This is a genomic window from Streptomyces sp. NPDC037401, assembly GCF_055602345.1.
This window is the reverse complement of record NZ_JBVJWO010000006.1, coordinates 127,697-148,412: the sequence shown is the minus strand read 5'-3', so window position 1 is coordinate 148,412 and position 20,716 is coordinate 127,697. Positions and strand designations below refer to the sequence as shown.

The window sequence follows — 20,716 nt, the reverse complement described above, 5'->3', positions numbered from 1 at the left end:
CGGGGTGTGTTCACCTGGCTGGCGCGGCCGGGCCCGAGTGGTGCAGGCGCCTCGTACCGCCCGACCTCGCACAGCCCCTCGGTACGGTTCCGTGCCCTCAGGCGCGGATTGCCGCGCGCTCGAACCACACGGTGAGCAGGGTCGGCACCAGCGCCACCCAGAACAGCACCTGCGGGACGATCCGTTCGGACCACGGCACGGTCACGATGACCACGGCGGTGAGGGTGCACCACGCCGCCTGCCCGACGATCAGCCGAGCCCAGCCGACCCGCCGGACCAGCGACCGCAGGCTCATCCGGACTCCGCTGCGCATCGCCCGGTAGCGGCGCCAGGCGCCGAAGCCCCAGACCGCGGCCATCAGGGCGAGCGCGTAGAGCCGGGTGCCGAGCGGCCCCGGGAGCGCCGTGGGGTCGTCGCCGGTCGGGAAGACCCGTCCGGCCAGGGCTGCGATCACCAGGCAGAGCAGCGCGAGCCAGCGGGTGCCGCGCAGCATCCGGAACACCGCCCCGTCCAGGCCCTTGCGCAGCGAGCGGTCCTGGGGGTCGGCGGCGAGCGCGGTGGCGTACGCGTCGGCAGCGGCCGGCAGCTTGGCGCCCGCGCCGGTCAGCGGCGGCGCGGAGGCGTCCCACCCGGCCTGCTCTGCCCGCTCGCCGAGAGCCCAGGCGTCCTGGGGGTCGATGCGCAGGGTCTCGAGCACTGCCTGCCGCGCCACGTCCGAGCGGCCGTTCATCAACGCGGCCTTCCACAGCGCATAGTGCGCACCGACCGCGTCCGGGCCGAGCCGTACGGCGGTCGCCGCCGCGTCGAACGCCTCGGGCCAGCGCGGCTGCCACGCGCCCAGGGCCTCCGAGAGGCCTGCGTAGCCCTTCCATTTCTGTGGGTCGATCCGGATCGCTTCGTAGGCCTCGGCCAGTGCTTCGTCCGGCCTGCCGGTGCGGCGCAGCGCGTACGTGCGTATGTGGTGGGCGCTGAAGTTCTCCGGCGCGAGGGCCAGCGCTTCGCCGGTGGCGGTGAGCGCCTCCTCGAACTCCCGGACCGACAGGTGGCAGCTGGCGAGGTACACCCAGCCGTCCACGTCGGTCGGGTCCTCGGCGAGCCGCCGGGCGAGCAGCTCGCGAGCGCCGTCGTAGCGCTCGAGGTCCATCAGGGCGGACGCCTGCTCGACGAGCGGGTGCGGTGCGGTCACAGCTTCCGTGCCTTCTTCAGGTAGGCGAGCAACTCGTCGTACACGCCGCCCTCGTTGGCGAACATCGCCACGTTGCGGGCGGCCGCGAACCACGGCTCGGTGGACGGCCGGATCGCCTTCGCGGCGCCCAGCAGGTCCTTCGTGTTGATCAGGCGTACGGTACCGGTGCGGGCGGAGTCGAGCAGCGCCGACTCGGCCGCGCCCTCGCAGACGTGTGCGAGGTCGGCGCCGGAGAAGCCGTCGGTGGCCTGGACGAGCTTGGCCAAGTCGACTGATTCGATGGGGCGTTCCCGCAGGTGGTAGCGGAGGATCGCGTCGCGGGCCGGGCGGTCGGGCGGCAGTACCAGCAGCGTGCGGTCGAGCCGTCCGGGGCGGCGCAGCGCGATGTCCACGTCCCAGGGGACGTTGGTCGCGGCGAGCACGAACACCCCGTCGTTGACGTCGCCGACACCGTCCAGCTCGGTCAGGAGCTGGTTGACGGTGTTGCGCATGCCGTTGTGCTGGGTGCGGCTGCGCTTGGCGCCGAGCGCGTCCAGTTCGTCGAGGAAGACCACGCACGGCGCCTTCCGGCGGGCCGTCTCGAACACTTGGTGCATGTTGCGCTCGGAGTTGCCGACCCACATGTCGAGCACGTCGCTGATCGACACGGAGATGAAGTTCGCGCCGAGTTCCCCGGCGACGGCCCGGGCGATGAACGTCTTGCCGCAACCGGGCGGCCCGTAGAGGAGCAGCCCGCCGCGCAGGCTCTTGCCGTACAGCTTGCGCAGTTCCGGATTGCGCATGGGGGCGAGGAAGGCGGCCTCCAGACGGTCCTTGACCTCCTGCATCCCGCCGACGTCCGCGAGGCGCACCGATCCGGGTGCATCGGGCGCGTCCACGTCGTACGCGCTCGCGTCCCCGGGGTCCCCGTCGCCGTCGACGGCGAGCGGCGCCTCCTTGGCATCGGGTGTCGGGGCGAACCGGGGCGGGAGGACACCTTCGATCTCCTGTTCGGCAGCCGCCCAGTCGAATCCGCGACCTTGCCGGACGGGCGCCGCCGACTGCTCGACGGGACCCGCGGACTGCTCGACGGGCCCCGCGGACTGCTCGACGGGCCCCGCGGACTGCTCGACGGGCCCCGAGGGCGCCGGGCCGCCCAGGGCGCGCGTCATCAGGGCGCGCGCCTGCGCATCCCCGGGTGCGTGGCTCAGCGCGCAGGCCGCCTCCGTCACCGCCGCGTCACCGTACCCGGCGTCGAGCAGCATCTCGGCGAGGTGCAGCCGCAGAGGTACGTCACCGGGTGCCGCGGCGACGGCCGCACGCAGGCTGCCGATCAGCGGGGACTCGGCGGCTTCGGGGCCGCCGGAAGTGTCGGGGTTTTCGTCGGGCATGTCACCACCCTACGAACTCGCCGCGCGCCCGCGTCATCCAGGTTCCGCCCAGGCCGGGATGTCCTTCGTCCTCACCGAAGAGGTCGCTGACTTCACAGAGACGGCCCGGTCGTCCTGGCAGCGGAGGAGACCGCCCAGGGTCGGCGCGCCGCGTCGGCCACGCCCCGGAAAACCGCCGGAACACCGGCGCGGTCTGCCAGAATCTGCGCGCAGATACGGACAATGCGCCCCGCGGGAGGCGCCGGCCCGGTTCCGGGAGGCGTACCCCGAACGGCACGCTGCCCAGCAGGAAACCGTCCGACCTGTTCGCCACTTCCGACTCTTGCGAAGGATCATCCATGACCGCAGCAACCACCCCCCGTGCCCGGCGTCGCCGCCTGCGCGGTGCCGCCGTGGCCGTCCTGGCCCTGGCGCTGACCACCACGGCGTGCTCCTCGCTCGGCCGGACGGCCGTCGGGCCCGTCATGTACGAGTCGGCGGCCAGGCCGGCCGAGCACGCGAACGTGGACGTGCACGTCGAGGAAGGGCAGCAGGCCGAGTCGGTCGAAGAGGTCGCGGACCACCTGGCCATCGCGGACACCAGCCCGTCCGTGAACGGCTGCCACCGCCTGGACGGCGGTGCCAAGCTGGTACAGAACGGGACGCTGGTCGACATGCGCCTGTACGAGAACGACGCCTGCAAGGGCGGCTACACGTACTTGGGGAAGGCCCTCAGCGACCAGATCGCGTCCGACGCGCCGCCCTGGCGCAGCTACTCGTTCGTACACTGACGTCGAACGCCGCCGCGGTACCCCGGGTCGGCGCACCGCGGCGGCGGCGCGTGCCGGGCCGACGGGTCCGGCCGCCGGTGACGACCCCCTGCCGGTGCGGTGTGACTCGGTCCGATCCTGCGTGACCACGACCGCAAGCAGGCTGAGCTGCGCGGTTCCCGAGCGGTAAGAATGCGGGGTCGACGCCGAGCGGATGTCAGACGGGCCAGGTTCCGAGCGCGCGGGCGAGCTGTTCGTTCTGTTCCCGGGTGATGCCATGGGCGAGCCTCGTGTGGGTGCGCGGGCCGTGGGGGTGGGGGCCGTCGCTTCGGAGGATGCCGCCGAAGGGCTGCTCGTTGGGCAACCACCAGCCGGGCGGTTCCCACAGGGGATGGTCAACGAGAAGCTCGGCCACGCGTGGTGCGCTGCCGGCCGGGCCGCCGACCTGGACCAGTGCCTCGGCGATCACGTCAGGTGCGGGCGTCGGCGCCTCGGCGGTCACGTACCCCTCCAGCGCCTCCTCGTCACTCATCGCCGGCAGCAGGAGCAGCACGCGGGCGTGGAAATCACGGACGCCCGGAACCTCGAGGTCCGGAGTACGGGCGATGTGGATCAGCTCCCGCCAGGACAGGCCAGGGCCTTCCGGTTCTGCGCCGGTGCGGGCGAGGTAGCCGTGACGAGGTCCCCAGTCAGGGTGGGTGACGAGGTACTGCGTCCCTACGTCGTAGGGGCGGTTCATCACCACCGCGGTGTGCCCGCCGCCGAACGGGATTCGGATCACGGGCCAGTTGCCCTCGTCCACCAGCGCCTTGGACACCACGTCGGCGTCGGCCGCGTCCGCTCCGAACCACTCCGGGGTCGGTGGCCCCTCGTGCTCCTCCGGGTCGACCATCCACATCAGGTACGCGGCCCAGAACCCCGGGTGGCAGACCAGCTCCTCCCCGGCCACCAGGGGGTCATCGTCAAATCCGTCAATCGGCATGGGGCAAGACTGTCAGCAACCACTGACACCCCGCACACCTGTGCGGGGTGTCAGTGCCACGGTCGCGGACGGCACGGGCCAATCGCCTTGCAGGTCCGGACTGTGGTCCTCCAGGCTCGGTCCATGCGAATCGCCCACCGCAAGCCCCTGAGAGCCGAAGGCAGTACGGGACGCGCTCAGATTCCGTGCGTCGACAGGCAGAAGGGATGACCCGCCGGGTCCAGGAGCACCCGCCACACGTCGGGCCGCGGCTGGAAGGAAGGCAGGACGGCGCCCAGGGCGAGCATCCGGTCCTGCGCGGCGTCCAGGTCGTCGACGCCCAGTTCGAGGTGGGCCTGCTTGCTGTGGGTGGGATCGGGCCAGGCCGGAGGCCGGAAGCCGGCCTGGCGGACGAAGCCGAGCCCCGGGGCTCCATCCCGCCCCAGCAGGACGAAGTCGTCACTGCGGTACAGCACGGGCAGGTCCAGGGCGTCGCCGTAGAAGCGGGCCAGCTCGGCCGGGTCAGGACAGTCGAAGTCGAAGGAAAGCAGACGGATCTTCGGGTTGCTCATGGCACGGACCGTAGGCCATGACCCTGACAGGACGTGTCCTCGTCATACGGGACACTGGACGACTGTGATCAGGACCTCCTCCCGTCTGCTGCGCTTGGTGTCGCTGCTGTCCGTCCGCCCCGAATGGACCTGCCGTGAACTGGCCGAGCGCATGGCGGTCACCGACCGCACGGTCCGCCGGGACATCGCCCGGCTGCGGGACCTGGGCTACGGCGTCGAATCCGTGCCCGGCCCGTGGGGTGGCTACCGGCTCAGCCCCGGCGCCCGGATGCCGCCGCTGGTGCTGGACGACGAGGAGGCCCTGGCCGTCGCCGTCGCCCTGCGCGAAGCCGCGCTCAGCGGAGTCCTCGGCACCGGGCAAGCCGCCCTCTCCGCGCTGCTCAAGCTCCGCCAGAGCCTGCCCACACGCCTCGCGGACCAGCTGAGCACAATGGACGGGACGCTCGAACACACTCCCCGCTCCGGCGAGCCGCAGATCGACACGCTTCTGCTGCTGGAACTGGCGCGAGCCTGCAACAGCGCACTCCGCACCACCCTCTCCTACCGGGACCACGCCGGCCGGGCCTCCGTGAGAGCCGTCGACCCGTACCGCCTGGTCCACACCGGCTTGCGCTGGTACCTGGTCGCCCGGGACGTCGCCAAACAGGAATGGCGTACCTTCCGCGCCGACCGGGTGGTGAGCGTACGCCCCACCACCGAACCAGCCGACCTGACCGATCCACCCGATGCCGCAGCACTGGTCTCCTGGGGGATCGCGAGCGTCGTCTACCCCGTGTACACGACGATCCGCCTTCCGCTCCCCCTGGACCGCGCCCTGCAAAAGATCCCACCCACCATCGGCACGCACAGCGCCGACGGCCCCGAAGCCACCGTGGTCCAGATCGGCGGCAACAGCACCGACCATCTCGCTGCCTACCTCCTCGGCCTGGCCACACCGCTCACAGTGCTGTCCCCGGACGAAGTACGCCAGGCACTCATCCGCCACGCCCACGCTCTCCTGACAGCCAATCGCTGAGCGTGTCATTTACCGCCGATCAGGTTCTAGCGTGACGTTTCGCGCAGCACCAGTGGCGGCCCTGGACGGGCTGGACCACTGCCAACCGGGGCGCGCAGTATCTCCATGGGCAGATCATGACGATCGCTCCGGGCATCGGGGGAGCGGAGACGGTGATCTTCTATGGTGGTTCCGACGCTGTATTCAACCGCTTTCATCCAACCCTCCGGCTCATCGGCGGCCGGGGGACGCTGATCCCGGCCGACGCCGGGGTGCCGGCCCTCTACGGGATGGCCGTGCACGGCACCATGTGGGGCACGCTCAACGGATTCCTGCACGCTGCCGCTCTGCTGTCCAGCGAGGGCATCGAGGTGAAGCGGTTCCTGGACGACGCCGGCCCGTCCGTTGCCGCGCTGCCGGCGTCCTTCCCCGTGATCGCCGACGAGGTCGACCGTGGTGAGTACGCGACGCAGTACGGAGCGCTCCGGCACCACCGGCCCTCGCTCGAGGACCTGGTCCGCGAGAGCGGGGCGCGGGACATCGACGTCGAGTTCCCCGGCTACACCCTCGGCCTCGTGAACAGGGCCGTGGAAGACGGCCATGCCGATGACGGCTACTCGCGGCTGATCGAGCACTTCGGGAAGCAGTGAGTACGGGGACGAATGCTGCTGCTGAACGAAGACGCTGCCGGCCCCAGTTGAGGACATGCGCGCCCCGCAGGACGCGGTTGTCGGAGTCTGAACGACAAGCCTGGCCGGGCGTTGCCGGGCCGCCGCACGATGAGTCCGTCCGGGCGTGCCTCGAAGCGCACTGCGTTCACGCCGAGTTCGCCTCGCCCGGCAGGCCGCCGCCGAAGTGTCGGGCCGACTTGTCTTCCTGGGCCAGGCGGCGGAGGGCCAGCAGGGCGGGTTCGAGCACGATCGACACCAGAACGGCCCGTTCCGCTTGGGCCAGCAGGTCGCGCTCGCCGCTCATCTGCTGCACGTCCACGTCGGCGATGCTCTCGGCGAGCCGGGCGTAGGGCAGCAGGCCGCGCCAGTCGATGTCCGCGCCGAGGTCGCCGAGTGCGGCCAGGACCTCTGCCAGGCTGTGCGCGGCCGGGTTGCCCTGGGAAATTTCCCACCCCATCTCCGCGATCAGCCGGCGTGCCTCGGGCATCCCCGCCGGCTCCGGCTCCTTCGAGGGCTGTTCCGTGCCGGTGTCCTCTTCCTTGTCCTCTTCCTTCCTGGTGGGACGTACGCCCAGCACTATCCCGAAGACCTGGTGCAGGTCTTCTTGTTCGGCCGTGATCGCGTCCAGGATCTCCTTCGTGGCGCTGGTCGACAGGCCGCGCGTCCCGATCAGGGTGCGGATGAACCGGAGCCGGTGCACGTGGTCTTCGCCGTAGTCGGCCTGGTTGGACGCGGTGGCCCGCCCCGGGGGCAACAGCCCTTCGCGCAGGTAGTACTTGATCAGCGGCACTTGTACGCCGGTGCGTCGGCTGAGCTCCGAGACCTTCATCTGCTCACTTCCTCGGTAACGGATAACGGATAGCGCTATTATCCGTTGTGCTGGCCATCCGCTCAACCTCCCGAACGAGGCGCGGGCCTGTTCATGACCGCGGCCTGAACACGACCGACCTGCTGAAAGGATCCTCCTCTCATGTTCGGCACACTCATGCTCATCGCCGTTCCCACCGTGCTGTTCCGGCTGCTCGGCGCGTTGGGCGTCGGACGGTTCGCGACCTGGCGGGTGTCCGTCCTGCACGGCCTCGCGGTCATGCTGGTGTTCACGGCGAGCGCGCACTTCTTCCCGTCCGCCCTCGGCCCTGTGCCCGGCCACCACGACCTGGTCGCGATGGTCCCGCCGTTCGTGCCGTCCCCCCGCCTCGCGGTCTACGCGACGGGCGTCCTGGAACTCCTCGGCGCCGCCGGACTCGTCCGGGAAGCCACCCGGCCGAAGGCCGGGCTCTGCCTCGCCGCGCTGTTCGTCCTGATGCTCCCGGCGAATATCCACGCGGCCGTCGAGCAGATCCCGTTCAACGGGGAGCCGGCGACGCCGCTGTGGTTCAGGATTCCCGAGCAGGTGCTCTTCATCGGCGTCGCGCTGTGGGCCTACGTCCCGGCGCGTGCCGCGGCTGCCCGCCGGTCCGGCGGGGTGCCTGCTTAGAGTCGTAGCGGATGCCCGGTCCGCGCCGCCCAGCGGCAGGTGCGGCTCAACTGCCGAACTCCCGCTCCGACTGCGGCACGCTCACCGGCTGCAGAGACGCGAGCGTGAAGTGCCGTACCTGAAGTGGTGCAACCAGGTACTCGTCCTCGCCCGGCAGAACCACGGGCTGGTCACGCCAGTGCTCGCCCGCGTAGCCGACCAGATCCTGCTCGCTGCGCCAGCGGCTGACGTACAGCAGCGAATCAGGCGGCGCGAGCAGCACCTCGTGGTCAACCAGCCCTGGATAGCGGCTGGGAAACTCGCGTACCGCAGAGACGATCATGTCGTGGAACGCCTCGAAACGGCCGGGACGTACGCGTGCCTCACTCACCCTGATGATCACGGTCACCAGGGTGTCATGCACGCAGACGCGGCGCCACGCATACGGCAACGCCGGCACCTGCTACCGAACTCCCACCCGCGTTCTGCACCGCTGGCAGTCCGACTTCGGCTGGACCTGCACCGACCACTTCGACACCCTCCTCGACGAGGTCGAACGCACCCTCCAGGTCGCCACCCAGCCCCTCGACGTCCTGGACAACAACGGACTGCTCGCCCTCGACGGCGCCGGGAAGCTGGGCTGGCGAGCCGCCCCCTGCGGCGCAACGCGCCAGGCTGCAAAGGCTCCTGCCAGTGCGTCGTCGGCTGCCCCACCGGCGCCAAACAAAGCGTGCAACTCTCGGTGCTGCCCGATGCCTGCGCAGCAGGAGCACGCATCGTCACCCGCGCCCGCGTCCTGCGCATCCTCACCGACCCCGACCGGCCGGGAGGACCCGCAGCCGTCGGCGTCCGCGTAAGGAGACCCGACGGAAGCGAACTGGAAATCCTGTCCCCTCGTCGTCGCCCAAGAGGTCCGCCCTGGCCGTCTCCGGGGACGCGATCCCGTAGCGGTCATCGTGTGAGGAGGAACTCTCCCAGGGACGGTCGGGTGGTGCGGCGGCCGGTGCCGGGCAGGAGACGCCCCGCCCGTGCGGTGCAGCCGGCGTACGCGGCGCCGTGCAGGGCCGTCAAGTAGGGCGGCTGCCGGGACCCGAGCCCCGGCGGCCGCCTTCTGAGCGTGTCTGCAGTGCCGTGTGTGTGCGGCCGTGAGGTCAGTAGGCCCGGAGGTAGTACTTGGTGCGGAAGCCTCCGCCGGGTGCGCAGTCGAGGGTGTTCTGCGTGGACGTGTAGGTGAAGCCCCCCGGCACGGTGCAGGCCCACAGGCCCGTCACCGGGGTGCGCAGGTAGTACTTGGTGCGGAAGCCTCCGCCAGGCGCGCAGTCCAGGGTGTTCTGCGTGGTGCCGTACGTGAAGCCGGAGGGGACGGTGCACGCCCAGAGGCTGTCCTTGGGCGGCTGGACGTAGTAGTGGGTGCGGAAGCCACTGCCGCCGCAGCTCAGGGTGTTGGCCGTGGTGGTGTACGTGTAGCCGGGCGGGACGGTGCAGGACCAGAAGGGGGCGGCTGCCGGGCCGGACGCCGTGGCCGCCGTGTCCCCGGCCGCAGTGGCGCGGCTGTCCGGGACATTCGTCCCGGCGGCCGGCGCCGAGGCGGACGCGGTGGCGGGAACGAGGGCGGCGGCCATCATGACGGCCGCACTTCCGCCACTGAGCAGTAGCGTACGCAGTTTCGATCGGCTCATGAGGAATGCACTCCTGGCTTGGTTGTTCACCGAAGGAACCATGGGGTGGGAGGGCCGGGGTCTGCTCCCTTCCCGGCCTCGGGGGACGCGCTGGAATGCTCACAGCCTGCATACGCCGCAGGCAAGGGCCCTCTTCCAGCCTCCGTTGGATTCCGGTCGTTTCGGATCAGGCCCCGACCTGCGTATTCACCGGGGGCAGGCCGCGGGGCGGGCCGCCACGTCGTCCGGAAGCGGTCGACCTGGCGGAACGCCCAAGTGACAGGTACCTGGCAGGTGTGTTCCTGGCGTCACCTCCTTCGCCCTCAACCGGGCAGGCGGCTCCAGAAGTCCAGGTTGTGTGCACGGCGGTAGTCGACGGGCCCGATTCGCCGCGGTTCCAGCGACTGCGTGTACGGCACACCGTCGAGGGCCGGGAGGTAGGGGCGCCAGAGGGGCAGCCCCGGCCCCCTGGGCGCGCCGGTACGGGCGAACGCCGCCCAGTACCCCGTCATGGTGGCCGAGAGGCGGCGCTGCGCCGGAGTGAACAGCGGCTCGGCCACCTCGTCCTCGAACAGGTACGGAATGTCCCCGGCGTGGAAGGCACCGAAGTCGAACCCGCCCGGCAGGGGCAGAAACATCGGCGCCCCACGGTCCGCGAACTCGTACGCGTAGACCGGCACATGCCGTGCCAGTGCGTCGTGCTGGGCCTGGGTGCCGCGTGCCCACATCCGGTCGGTGATCACAGTCGCCCAGGCCAGCGCGGGCGAGGGGAAGGCATCCGTGGGGTATTCGGCCCGAACCCTGCCGGCCAGACGCTCGCCGAACGCGGTCCGCAGCGCCCCGTCGTAGTCCGCCCCGGTGAACGGTTTGCCCACCGCGTCGTACATCATCCCGACGAACGTACGGTGTTCGTCGCGCGTGGCGCCGGACAGGACGGGCACGCGGTGGAAGCGACCGGCACGCAGGGCGGCGGGCGGCAGCTCGGGCAAGGTGGCTCGGCCGTACCCGAACGCCTGGAAGGCGTTCATGATGTACGGCACCTGGAGGATCTTCTTCACGGGCAGGGCGCGCAGACAGCCGAGGCTGCGCTCCGGACGGCCGGTGCGGCAGCCGAGGGAGGAGGTCATTTCGGCAGTGATGTCCTCCATCTCGCGCACGGTCCGCCAGACGTACCACGGGTATCCCGGTACGTCCGGGCCCATGGCGCCGGCGGGCATGTCCATCACGCCTTCGCCGCTCGCCATGACGGCCCGGTGGAACAGGCCCCTGGACGCGGGGGAGGTCAGGTGCCCCGCGATGGCGGACGCGCCGAACGACACGCCGGCCACGGTGACGTTGGCGGGGTCACCGCCGAAGGCCCGGATGTTGTTCCTCACCCAGGTCAGCGCGGCCTGCTGGTCCTGGAGGCCGAAGGTGCCGGAGCCTTCGAGGCCGGGCAGGGCGAGACCGCCGAAGACCCCCAGTCGGTAGTTGACGCTGACGACCACCAGGCCCTGTCCGGCCAGCCGGCGCCCGTCGAAGAAGGCGCCTCCGCCCACGGAGCCGTCCCCGTGGATCCACACCAGCACGGGCGCGGCCCCCCGCCCGGCGGAGGCCGGTGGCGTGGTGACGTTCAGAACCAGGCAGTCCTCCTCCGTGCTGGAGATCTGCGCATACGGGGACGGTACCTGCGGGCACAGCGGCCCCGGCTCGGAGGCGTCCCTGACGCCCTTCCACGGCACCGCCGGCCGGGGCGGTGCCCACCGGTGGGGCCCCTCGGGGGCGCCCGCGTAGGGGATGCCCTGGAAGATCCGGTGCACGCCCGACCGGGTGCCGCGGACCAGGCCGGTATCCGTGCGGACCGTGTCACCGGGGGCGGTGCCCGCGGGGCTGGGGGCTCCCGGGCCGGAGTTCACGGGCGTGGCGTGCAAGGCGGACAGCAGCGCAGCGAGCGTCATGACGGCGGCCGCAGTCACGCCGGCCGCCCCGTAGGCGGTTCGGTACTTCGTCACGATGCCCAACCTCCCGCGTGGCCGTCGGCACCGGGGTGTGGACGCACCAGGGGCGACCTGATCGGACGCAGACAGTCCACGGCGACGGCCTCTTCGCCCCCTCCCGGCACGCAACGCCCTGCTCTCCGGCTGGTCAGGGCTGCTTGGGGACACCCCTGTTCCGAGGTCCGGCCAGGGGCGAGCCAAGAAGCCGCCAGGAAATGATCTTGAAGTTGTGTGCCGTCAGGGCCGCCAGCGTCTGAGGGATCGCGATCCGGCGGTCGGCGTGGGGGGACCCCGTTTGGGGGGAGGGAAGTCCGCGCATGGCGCGGGTTGCGACCGCGCCGTAGGCGATGCCGAAGACCAGCGAGACGAGGAAGGCCAGGTGCCTGGAGAAGCCGTCGATCAGCGGGAAGATCTGCCAGTGGGTGAGGTAGATGTACAGGGAGCTGGTGGCCAGGAGGCCGGCGACCTTGTTGACGCGTTCGCGACTGGGGAGGGACGGCACCCACACGAGCAGGGCGAACGTGGCGATGACGATGGCCTCCCGCCCGGGGTCGCCCGGGAAGAAGCCGGGCACTGTGGCCACGGCGGCGGCCGTGACGACGATCCGCTGTGCTTTGGTGCGGGCCTTCGCGGCCGCCCAGCCGAGCGTGAACAGCCAGAAGACGGTGACCGCATCGGGGATCTGGGCGCGGTCGGGGAGCCCGAGCAGGTCGTAGCGGGTGAGCAGGCCGAGGGCGGCGAGCGTGAGGGGCAGGCCGTACGGGAACCGGCGCTCTGCCCGGTCCGCGAGGGGGAGCGTCAGGAGGGCTACGGCAGTGATCAGGATGTAGACCAGCGCCTCGACGAACCAGAAGTGCATCCCTGTCTTGCTGTCCTCCGGCCCGAGGACGCTCTCGAGGAGGGCGAGGTTGGCCAAGGTGTAGTCGTCGTTCAGGAGCAGGATGAAGCCGATCCAGATCATGGCCGGCACCGCGACCCGCGCGATGCTCAGGCAGGCGCGCCGGATGCGTTCGCCGCGTTCGGCGGTGGTGAGCTGGAAACGGGCGAAGTTGTAGCCCGCGACGGCGAGGAGCAGGTGTGCCCCGCCCTTGATGCCGAAGACGTGGACGTGCGATCCGACGATGCAGAAGATGGCCATGGCGCGCAGGGCGACGCTGGTCTCCAGGGTGCGGCCGCGGGTGGGGGCTTTGCGCTCGGGTGATGTGAGGGTGCGGATCGCAGTGGTGTGCCAGTCCGTCGGGAGCCGGCCGAGCCGTGCTTCGAGGTGGAGTGACATCTCGACGTACGAGAGGGAGTCGCCGCCCAGGCTGACGAACGTGCTGTCCGGCGTCACGTCGGGTCGGTCGAGGATGCGTGCGTAGAGCCGGCACAGGTCTTCGGGGCCGCCGGCGGGGGAGTGCTCGGGCACCGGCGGGCCTGCGTCGGCGGGATGGGCGAGCTCGCGCACCGCGCGGTAGTCGGGCTTGCCCGTGGGAAGACGAGGGAGGTCGGCCAGGAGGTGGACGCGGACTGCGCGGGCGGGCAGGCCGCACTCGCCGGTTACCAGGCTTCGTATCCGGCGCGCGGTGAGCGCCTGCTCGCCGACGGCGGCGATGGTGAGTGCTTCGTCGTCGCCGGCGCACATGGATGTGAAGCCGTGGCGCGCAAGCATCGTCTCGACCTGGCCGGGGTCGATGCGCAGGCCGAGTATCTTCACGAACCGGCTGAGGCGTCCGACGATCTGGTACAGGCCCTCGGGGGTGAGCCGTGCGATGTCGCCGGTGTGCAGTTCTTCCACGGTCCGCCCGAGTGCGAGGTCGTCGGGGGTGCGGGCGTAGCCGAGCATGACGTTGGGTCCCGTGTAGACCAGCTCCCCGGTGTCCTCCTCGGGCCAGTCGGGAAGCGGCCGGAGCCGGAAGGAACCGCCGGGGATGGGGACTCCGGCTGCCTCGGGGTGTGTCTCCGCGAGGCCGGGCGGCAGGTAGGCCATGCGGGCGGTTGCCTCGGTCTGGCCGTACATCGCGAAGAACTCCCAGCCGGCGGCGCGGCCGAGAGCCGCGTAGTGCCGGACCCGGTCGGGGGCCAGCCGTCCGCCCGCCTGGGTGACGTAGCTCAGATGGGGCAGTTCCATCGTGGCGAAGCCGACGCGTTCGAGCAGGTCGAAGGTGTACGGGACACCTGCGAAGGTCGTTCCGCGGGCGTTGCGGAACAAGTCCCAGAAACAACTGTCGGCGACAGAAAGGCCGGTGAAGATCAATGAGGCGCCGCGCAGCAGATGGCTGTGGATGACCGAAAGGCCGTAACAGTAGTGCAGGGGCAAGGTCGTAGCGGCACGATCGGTGTCCTGGATTCCCAGGTACTCCGCAATGGATTCGGCGTTGGCCTGAAGATTTTCATGCGAAAGCCGGACCAGTTTCGGCGAACCTGTCGAGCCGGACGTGCTCAGCAGGAGGGCGAGGTCCGGGTGCAGGTCGTGCGCCGAGTCGGGGCGCCGCTCGTCGAGCAGCCACTCCCCGCTGTCATCGGGGTGCGGGTGTGCCACGACGTCCGGGTCGTATGCATCCATGAGTGACTGCACGGCCTCCGGGTGGCCGCCCGGCGCGAGCAGGACCGGGTGGCCCGCCGAGAGCGCAGCCAGGTGGACGACGAGCGCCTCGACGGAATTGGCGCCGACCACCAGGACGAGACGGCGCTTCCGGCCCAGGCGATCGGCAGTCGCTGCCACGCGGGCGGCGAGCTCGCGATAGGTCACGGTGCGGTCGGCGGTAATGATCGCGGTGCGGTCGCCGTGAATCGCGAGACCGCTGGCAAAAGGAACGGTCTTGGAGCCCGGCGGCAGGGCGGAAAGGGCTGTCACGAGCGCAGCCTAGGAAAGGCTTACCTTCATTGGATAGTCACAGGTGAGTCACGGATGAGACGGTGAAGATCCATAAGGGATGTGCGTGTAGGGTCGGCTCCGCCGATTGCCGGCCGAGGCCGAAACGTTGCGTGCGTCACCCTTGACCTTTAGGTTAGCGTTACCTTACTTATAGGGCGTTCACCGGTTCTCGCTGCATGCGCAGGAAGGCTTCCCATGCGACGCCCTTCGGTCCCCCGCCTCGCCGTCTTCTCCGCGGCGGCGCTCCTCCTCCCAGCCCTCGCGGGCTGCGGCGTCGACGAGGACGACGCGGGGCTCGTGATCTACTCCGGCCGCAACGAGAACCTGGTCAAGCCCCTCCTTGACGAACTCGAGGAAGCCGTCGGCACCACGGTCGCCGTCCGCTACGGCGAGAGTGCCGAACTCGCCGCCCAGATCCAGGAGGAGGGCGGCAAGACCAAGGCGGGCCTGTTCTTCTCCCAGGACGCGGGGGCCCTCGGCGCCCTCTCGTCCAAGGGCCTGCTGGCGAAACTGCCTCAGGCGTCGCTCGACAAGGTCGAGCCGGCGTTCCGGGGAGGCGCGGGCGACTGGGTGGGCACCTCCGGGCGCGTGCGCGTCCTGGCCTACAACCCCGGACAGGTGACCAAGGTTCCCGACACCGTGCACGACCTGGTCAAGCCCGAGTGGAAGGGAAAGGTCGGCTACGTCCCGACCAACGCGTCCTTCCAGGCCTTCGTCACCGGCATGCGCGTCCTTGAGGGAGACGATGCCACCCGCACCTGGCTCAAGGGCCTGAAGGCCAACGAGCCGAAGGTCTACGACAACAACCTCAAGGTCCTCGAGGGAGTCGGAAAGGGCGAGGTCTCGCTCGGCCTGGTCAACCACTACTACTGGTACGAGCAGGTCGCGGAGAAGGGGGCGGACGAGGTCGAGGCGAAGATCCACTTCCTGCCGGGCGGCGACCCGGGTGCGCTCGTCAACGCTGCCGGAGTCGGCATCCTCAAGGGCAGCGACCAGGCGCCGGCGGCGCAGAAGGCGGTCGACTTCCTGCTCTCGGAGAAGGCGCAGAAGTATTTCGCCGAGGACACGAAGGAGTACCCGCTGGCCGCCGGAGTGACCAGCACCGTGAAGGACCTGCCGCCGCTTGCTTCGCTCGACGCCCCGAAGATCGACCTCGGAAAGCTGGAGTCCCTTCAGGAGACCCTGAAGATGCTCCAGGAAGTCGGGATGGTCTGACCCGCATGCATTCCAAGGATCCCGTCGCACCGGCGGATCCCGCCGTCCGCCCGGCAGGCGCCCTCGCGCCGGCCGGGCGGCTGCGCGCCGGGCGTCGCCCGCCTGCCGTCCTCTTGATTCCCGCGGCGCTCGCCGCACTCGTCGCGCTGCTGCCGCTCGTCTACCTCGCCGTCCGCTCCCTGGAGCGCGGCCCCGCGTACGCCTGGGACGTCATCGCGAACGAGCGCACCGCCCAGCTGCTCGGCCGCAGCCTCGGACTGGCCGCCGTGGTCGTATCCGCCTCGCTGCTGCTCGGCGTGTCCCTGGCCTGGCTCACCGTGCGCACCGCCCTGCCCGGCGCACGGGCCTGGTCGGTCGTGGCGACCCTGCCCCTGGCCGTTCCGAGCTACGTCGCCGCCTTCACCTGGCTGTCCGCGTTCCCGGACCTCGTGGGCTTCGATGGTGCTGCCCTCGCGCTGACGCTCGTGAGCTTCCCGTACGTCTACCTTCCCGTCACCGCCGCACTGCGCGGGGCCGATCCGGCGCAGGAGGAGGTCTCGCGCTCGCTCGGCAACGGGCCCCTGAAGACCTTCCTGCGCGTCACACTGCCTCAGGTGCGCCCCGCGGCGGCCGGGGGAGCCGTACTGGTCGCGCTGTACGTGTTCTCCGACTTCGGCGCCGTCTCCCTGATGCGCTACGACACCTTCACCCGCGGCATCTACACCTCATACCGGGCCAGCTTCGACCGCACCCCGGCAGCCGCCCTCAGCGTCGTCCTCGTGGTGATGACGATCCTGCTCGTGGCAGCCGAGACCCGTAGCCGCGGCCGCGCGGGCCACTCCCGGACCGGGACCGGCGCGGCGCGCCCCGCCGTCCCCGCACCGCTCGGCCGATGGCTGATACCAGCCCTTGCCTGGTGCGCGACGGTCGCAGGCGTCGCCGTTCTCACACCGCTGACCACCCTCGGGTACTGGCTCGCGGTGGGCAACTCCGCGACCTGGGACCCGGCCGCGCTCCTCGACACGGCCGGCACCACCCTCGGCGTCGCCGCCGCCGGCGCCGCCCTCACCACGCTGCTCGCACTGCCCGTCGGGGTGATCGCAGCCCGCCACCCCGGCCGGGCCGCCCATTTCCTGGAGCAGTCCGCCTATGCGGGGCACGCCCTGCCCGGCATCACCGTCGCGCTCTCCCTGGTCTTCTTCGCAGTCCGCTACGCAGAACCGCTCTACCAGGAACTCCCGCTGCTGGTCTGTGCGTACGCCGTGCTCTTCCTGCCCGTCGCGGTGGCCGCAACCCGCGCCGCGGTGCTCCAGTCGCCACCGGTGCTGGAAGACGTCGCACGCTCGCTCGGCCGCTCCCCGCTGAAGGTGCTGCGCGAGGTGACCGTGCCGCTCGCCGCGCCGGGAGTTGCCGCCGGAGCCGCCCTGACCTTCGTCGTCTGCATGAAGGAACTGCCGGCGACCCTCCTTCTGCGCCCCACCGGCATGGACACGCTCGCCACCCGCCTCTGGACGGAGACGGGAACCGGATCGTTCGCGGCCGCCGCACCCTATGCCGCGGTGCTGATCCTGCTGGCAGCCCTTCCCTCCTACCTCCTCGGACGGCACCGCACATGACCGACTTGCAGATCACCGGTGTGTCGAAGACTTACGGTCCCGGCGCGGCAGTCCTCCAAGGCCTCGACCTCACCGTTCCCGGTGGCACCCTGGCCGCCCTCCTCGGTCCCTCCGGATGCGGCAAGACCACCCTGCTCCGGATCATCGCCGGATTCCTGCGCGCCGACGCAGGCACCGTCACCGTCGCGGGACGCACCCTGTCCGGCCCCGGACTCCACCTTCCCCCGGAGCGCCGCCGCATCGGCATCGTCCCCCAGGAGGGTGCGCTGTTCCCGCACTTGAGCGTCGCCCGCAACGTCGCCTTCGGGCTGAGCGGCCACGACCGCGCCGAACGCCGACGCCGCACGGAGGAGATGCTCGAACTCGTCGGCCTCGACGGCTACGGCAACCGCATGCCGCACGAGCTGTCCGGCGGCCAGCAGCAGCGCATCGCCCTGGCCCGGGCCCTGGCTCCGGAACCCGCCCTGGTCCTGCTGGACGAACCGTTCAACGCCCTCGACAGCGCCCTGCGCGCAGGTGTCCGCAGCGATGTCCGAGCCGCCCTGCGCGCCACCGGAGCCACCGCCCTGCTGGTCACCCACGACCAGCAGGAAGCGCTCTCCACGGCCGACCTCGTCGCCGTCGTACGGGAAGGCCGCGTGGCCCAGTGCGACACCCCCCAGGAGGTCTACCGCCGCCCTGCCGACCCCTGGGTGGCCGGCTTCGTCGGCGACGCCGTACTCATCCCCGGCACCGCGGACCACGGCACCGCAACCACCGTGCTCGGCCGCCTGCCCCTCGCGGCGCCCCCTGCGGGCCGGGGCGAGGGCACGGTCCTGCTGCGGCCCGAGCAACTGCACCTCGCCCAAAGCACGACGGCCCCCCAGGCCACCGTCACCGACGTGACCTTCTACGGCCACGACGCCATGGTCACCGTCTCCGTCGACGGGCTGGACAGCCCCGTCGGCATCCGGGTTGCCGGGCCCGTCACCGTACGACCGGGCCAACGCACCGGCATCCTCGTCAGGGGCGAGGCAACACTGCATCCGTGAACCGGGGGCGCCTGCAGGCCGCTGGCCGCCACGGTCACCGGTACCGCCGTCGCGGACACCACCCACGCGGCGTTCGGTGCGGCGGCGCAGAGCAGCGCTCCGCGCGCCGCGACGGCGGGGCCGCAGCCGACACCCACCGCGCCGATGTTCTTCCTGAGCGGGATCCTCCCGTCGGGCCAGATGTACGTGTACATGCTGAACGGGCAGGGCGGCTTCGATGCCGGGTCCGGTGCCTTCGTGTGGAAGGGCCTCGAGTACGCCGTGTCGGTCGACCCCGATCTGACGGGCTACCAGGACGGCGCGTACCACGTCATGACCGACGGGGTGGTCAACCAGTGGCGCCGCGGCAAGCTCAGGAAGGTCGCCACCGGCCGGCAGCAGTACGACAGCGTGGTCTCGCCGGGCACGCTGGCCCGCGCCGCCCACCCCGACCTGGTGGCCCGTGACGCGCAGGGCGTCCTGTGGCGCGTCCCGCTCAGGGCGGACGGCTCCCTGGCGCCGCGCGTGCAGGTCGGCGCCGGCTGGAACGCGTACACCCAGATCGCCGGGGTGGGCGACTACTCCGGCGACACCAGGGCGGACCTCGTCGCGCGCGACAGGCAGGGCGTGCTCTGGCTGTACAAGGGCACCGGCGACGGGCGCAAGCCGTTCGCGCCGCGGCTGAGGGTCGGCGCCGGCTGGAACACGTTCAACAAGCCGGTGGCCACCGGTGACGTGGACGCCGACGGCCGCAGCGACCTCCTCGCCCGCGATCCCAAGGGCGACCTGTGGCTGTACAAGGGCACCGGGAAGGCGCCGGCGCCGTTCAAGCCGCGCGTCAGGGTCGGCAACGCGTTCAACGTCTACCGCGACCTCTTCTGACGGCCCCCTCACGCCCGCTCAGGTCAACGCCCGGAGTGAGAACGTACCGGACCTGTAAGGGAGTTCGCCTGAAATCGTGTGCGAGATGGAGGTGGCGTGGAGAGCTCTTTAAGAAACCTTGTTGAATAAGTCCTTACCCCGGGTTCGCCCTTGATTTGCTCCTGTCAATCGGAACAGGGTTCACCAGAACGTTTGACGCCCCACACGTCACAACGAGGAGCAAACTCCACATGGCAACTCACAAGCGATCCCACGGACTTCGCAACGCGGCCATAGCCGCGAGCGCCGCTACGGCGGCCGCCGCGGCCCTGTTCGCGAGCCCCTTTGCCGGGGCGGCCACACCGGCCGAAGGGACCGTACACGGACTCGGCGCCCCGGGCGCCGTGGACGGCAGCTTCGTCGTCATCCTCGACGCATCCGCGAACAAACAGGACCTGGCTAAGAAGTACGGAGGCAGGCTGGAGCGCTCCTACGGCTCCGCCGTCAACGGCTTCTCCGCCTCCGGTCTGACGGTGAAGGAGGCCAAGCAGCTCGCAGCGGACCCCGCTGTCGGCAAGGTCGTGCAGAACAAGCGCTTCAGCATCAACGAGACGCAGGACAAGCCTCCGTCCTGGGGCCTGGACCGGATCGACCAGACGGCCACGGCCGGCGACGAGAAGTACACGTACCCCGACAACGGCGGCGAGGGGGTGACCGCGTACGTCATCGACACGGGCGTCAGGGTCTCGCACCAGGACTTCGGAGGCCGGGCCGGTCACGGCTTCGACGCGATCGACAACGACGACACCGCTGACGACGGGAACGGCCACGGAACCCACGTGGCGGGCACCATCGCCGGCACCACCCACGGCGTCGCCAAGAAGGCCAAGGTCGTCGCGGTGCGGGTGCTGGACGACAACGGATCCGGCACCACCGAGCAGGTCGTGGCGGGCATCGACTGGGTGACGCAGAACCACTCCGGGCCCTCGGTCGCCAACATGAGCCTCGGCGGAGGTGTGGACGAGGCGCTGGACGCGGCCGTCACGCGCGCCATCGCCTCCGGTGTGTCCTTCGCCGTGGCGGCCGGCAATGACTCCACCGACGCCGGCCAGGGCTCGCCCTCCCGGGTTGCCGAGGCGCTCACGGTCGCGTCCAGCACCGAGGACGACCAGCAGTCGGAATTCTCGAACTTCGGCTCGGTGGTCGATCTGTACGCTCCCGGCTCGGACATCACCTCGGCCTGGAACGACAGCGATACCGGTACCAAGACGATCTCCGGGACGTCGATGGCCGCCCCTCACGTAGCGGGCGCCGCCGCCCTCTACCTGGCGGCCAACCCGTCGGCGACACCTGCCGACACGGCCGCCGCACTGACCGGGGCCGCGACGGCGGACGTCATCAAGAACCCGTCCTCCGGCACCGCGAACAAGCTGCTGAAGGTAACGCCGTAGCGGCACCGCGCAGCGAGTCGGCATAAGGCCGGGCGACCGCCGCGGGGGGGGGGGGGGGGGGGGGGGGGGGGGGGGGGGGGGGGGGGGGGGGGGGGGGGGGGGGGGGGGGGGGGGGGGGGGGGGGGGGGGGGGGA

At 70.9% G+C, this 20,716-nt stretch carries 18 protein-coding genes and 1 pseudogene; 10 read left to right on the top strand and 9 right to left on the bottom strand.

Features of this window, described 5'->3' with window-relative positions; translation table 11 throughout:
* Positions 1–97: 97 nt before the first annotated feature.
* Together ACZ7H1_RS07715 and ACZ7H1_RS07710 are read right to left on the bottom strand one after the other, a co-directional pair.
* Entirely contained in the window at positions 98–1,186 is a 1,089-nt protein-coding gene (locus tag ACZ7H1_RS07715) for a tetratricopeptide repeat protein (protein WP_470784616.1), read from the bottom strand.
* Positions 1,183–2,556 carry an AAA family ATPase gene (locus tag ACZ7H1_RS07710; RefSeq protein ID WP_470784615.1) on the bottom strand — a complete coding sequence of 458 codons (1,374 nt, stop codon included), beginning with the start codon at positions 2,554–2,556 and terminating at the stop codon, positions 1,183–1,185. The genes ACZ7H1_RS07715 and ACZ7H1_RS07710 overlap by 4 nt, the downstream gene beginning before the upstream one ends.
* Positions 2,557–2,894: 338 nt before the next feature.
* On the opposite strand from ACZ7H1_RS07710, the gene ACZ7H1_RS07705 reads away from it, so the two are divergent.
* Positions 2,895–3,326 carry a hypothetical protein gene (locus ACZ7H1_RS07705; protein ID WP_470784614.1) on the top strand — a complete coding sequence of 144 codons (432 nt, stop codon included), beginning with the start codon at positions 2,895–2,897 and terminating at the stop codon, positions 3,324–3,326.
* Positions 3,327–3,522: 196 nt separating this feature from the next.
* Here ACZ7H1_RS07705 and ACZ7H1_RS07700 read toward each other — a convergent pair whose 3' ends face one another.
* Together ACZ7H1_RS07700 and ACZ7H1_RS07695 are read right to left on the bottom strand one after the other, a co-directional pair.
* Positions 3,523–4,287 (bottom strand): hypothetical protein, encoded by a 765-nt coding sequence (locus ACZ7H1_RS07700; RefSeq protein ID WP_470784613.1) that lies wholly within the window; start codon positions 4,285–4,287, stop codon positions 3,523–3,525.
* Between the two features lie 176 nt (positions 4,288–4,463).
* Complete coding sequence (locus ACZ7H1_RS07695) at positions 4,464–4,838, bottom strand: VOC family protein (protein ID WP_470784611.1); 375 nt, start codon at positions 4,836–4,838, stop codon at positions 4,464–4,466.
* Between the two features lie 64 nt (positions 4,839–4,902).
* On the opposite strand from ACZ7H1_RS07695, the gene ACZ7H1_RS07690 reads away from it, so the two are divergent.
* A complete protein-coding gene (locus ACZ7H1_RS07690; RefSeq protein WP_470784609.1) occupies positions 4,903–5,853 on the top strand; it encodes a helix-turn-helix transcriptional regulator in 951 nt (316 codons plus the stop codon).
* A gap of 116 nt (positions 5,854–5,969) precedes the next feature.
* Positions 5,970–6,482 carry an imine reductase family protein gene (locus ACZ7H1_RS07685; protein ID WP_470784608.1) on the top strand — a complete coding sequence of 171 codons (513 nt, stop codon included), beginning with the start codon at positions 5,970–5,972 and terminating at the stop codon, positions 6,480–6,482.
* Between the two features lie 166 nt (positions 6,483–6,648).
* Here ACZ7H1_RS07685 and ACZ7H1_RS07680 read toward each other — a convergent pair whose 3' ends face one another.
* On the bottom strand, positions 6,649–7,332 hold the full coding sequence (locus ACZ7H1_RS07680; RefSeq protein ID WP_470784606.1) for a MerR family transcriptional regulator: 684 nt from the start codon (positions 7,330–7,332) through the stop codon (positions 6,649–6,651).
* 141 nt (positions 7,333–7,473) lie between these two features.
* Here ACZ7H1_RS07680 and ACZ7H1_RS07675 point away from each other — a divergent pair, with 141 nt between their 5' ends.
* Positions 7,474–7,980 carry a DoxX family protein gene (locus tag ACZ7H1_RS07675; protein ID WP_470784604.1) on the top strand — a complete coding sequence of 169 codons (507 nt, stop codon included), beginning with the start codon at positions 7,474–7,476 and terminating at the stop codon, positions 7,978–7,980.
* A 46-nt stretch (positions 7,981–8,026) separates the two neighbouring features.
* On the opposite strand, the gene ACZ7H1_RS07670 is transcribed toward ACZ7H1_RS07675, so the two are convergent.
* Positions 8,027–8,368, bottom strand: a complete 342-nt coding sequence (locus ACZ7H1_RS07670) for an antibiotic biosynthesis monooxygenase (protein ID WP_470784603.1) — start codon at positions 8,366–8,368, stop codon at positions 8,027–8,029.
* On the opposite strand from ACZ7H1_RS07670, the pseudogene ACZ7H1_RS07665 reads away from it, so the two are divergent.
* Positions 8,301–9,034 (top strand): annotated as a pseudogene (locus tag ACZ7H1_RS07665) (GMC family oxidoreductase N-terminal domain-containing protein). The gene ACZ7H1_RS07670 and the pseudogene ACZ7H1_RS07665 overlap by 68 nt on opposite strands.
* Before the next feature lie 76 nt (positions 9,035–9,110).
* Here the strand turns inward: ACZ7H1_RS07665 and ACZ7H1_RS07660 are convergent.
* The 3 genes from ACZ7H1_RS07660 to ACZ7H1_RS07650 all read right to left on the bottom strand — a co-directional run bounded on the left by ACZ7H1_RS07660 (position 9,111) and on the right by ACZ7H1_RS07650 (position 14,429).
* Complete coding sequence (locus ACZ7H1_RS07660) at positions 9,111–9,638, bottom strand: hypothetical protein (RefSeq protein WP_470784601.1); 528 nt, start codon at positions 9,636–9,638, stop codon at positions 9,111–9,113.
* A gap of 302 nt (positions 9,639–9,940) precedes the next feature.
* The gene (locus ACZ7H1_RS07655) at positions 9,941–11,608 is read right to left on the bottom strand and encodes a carboxylesterase/lipase family protein (RefSeq protein WP_470784599.1); all 1,668 of its coding nucleotides are present in this window, start codon (positions 11,606–11,608) and stop codon (positions 9,941–9,943) included.
* Positions 11,609–11,741: 133 nt separating this feature from the next.
* Positions 11,742–14,429: an AMP-binding protein gene (locus ACZ7H1_RS07650; protein WP_470784598.1), complete on the bottom strand. Its 2,688-nt coding sequence runs from the start codon at positions 14,427–14,429 to the stop codon at positions 11,742–11,744.
* A 216-nt stretch (positions 14,430–14,645) separates the two neighbouring features.
* Here ACZ7H1_RS07650 and ACZ7H1_RS07645 point away from each other — a divergent pair, with 216 nt between their 5' ends.
* From ACZ7H1_RS07645 to ACZ7H1_RS07625, 5 genes are all read left to right on the top strand, one after another.
* Positions 14,646–15,665 (top strand): iron ABC transporter substrate-binding protein, encoded by a 1,020-nt coding sequence (locus ACZ7H1_RS07645; RefSeq protein ID WP_470784597.1) that lies wholly within the window; start codon positions 14,646–14,648, stop codon positions 15,663–15,665.
* Between the two features lie 5 nt (positions 15,666–15,670).
* Positions 15,671–17,260, top strand: a complete 1,590-nt coding sequence (locus ACZ7H1_RS07640; protein WP_470784596.1) for an ABC transporter permease — start codon at positions 15,671–15,673, stop codon at positions 17,258–17,260.
* The gene (locus tag ACZ7H1_RS07635) at positions 17,257–18,291 is read left to right on the top strand and encodes an ABC transporter ATP-binding protein (RefSeq protein WP_470784594.1); all 1,035 of its coding nucleotides are present in this window, start codon (positions 17,257–17,259) and stop codon (positions 18,289–18,291) included. The genes ACZ7H1_RS07640 and ACZ7H1_RS07635 overlap by 4 nt, the downstream gene beginning before the upstream one ends.
* A 144-nt stretch (positions 18,292–18,435) precedes the next feature.
* Positions 18,436–19,152: an FG-GAP repeat domain-containing protein gene (locus ACZ7H1_RS07630; RefSeq protein ID WP_470784593.1), complete on the top strand. Its 717-nt coding sequence runs from the start codon at positions 18,436–18,438 to the stop codon at positions 19,150–19,152.
* Between the two features lie 230 nt (positions 19,153–19,382).
* Positions 19,383–20,582, top strand: a complete 1,200-nt coding sequence (locus ACZ7H1_RS07625; RefSeq protein WP_470784592.1) for a S8 family peptidase — start codon at positions 19,383–19,385, stop codon at positions 20,580–20,582.
* Positions 20,583–20,716: the final 134 nt, after the last annotated feature.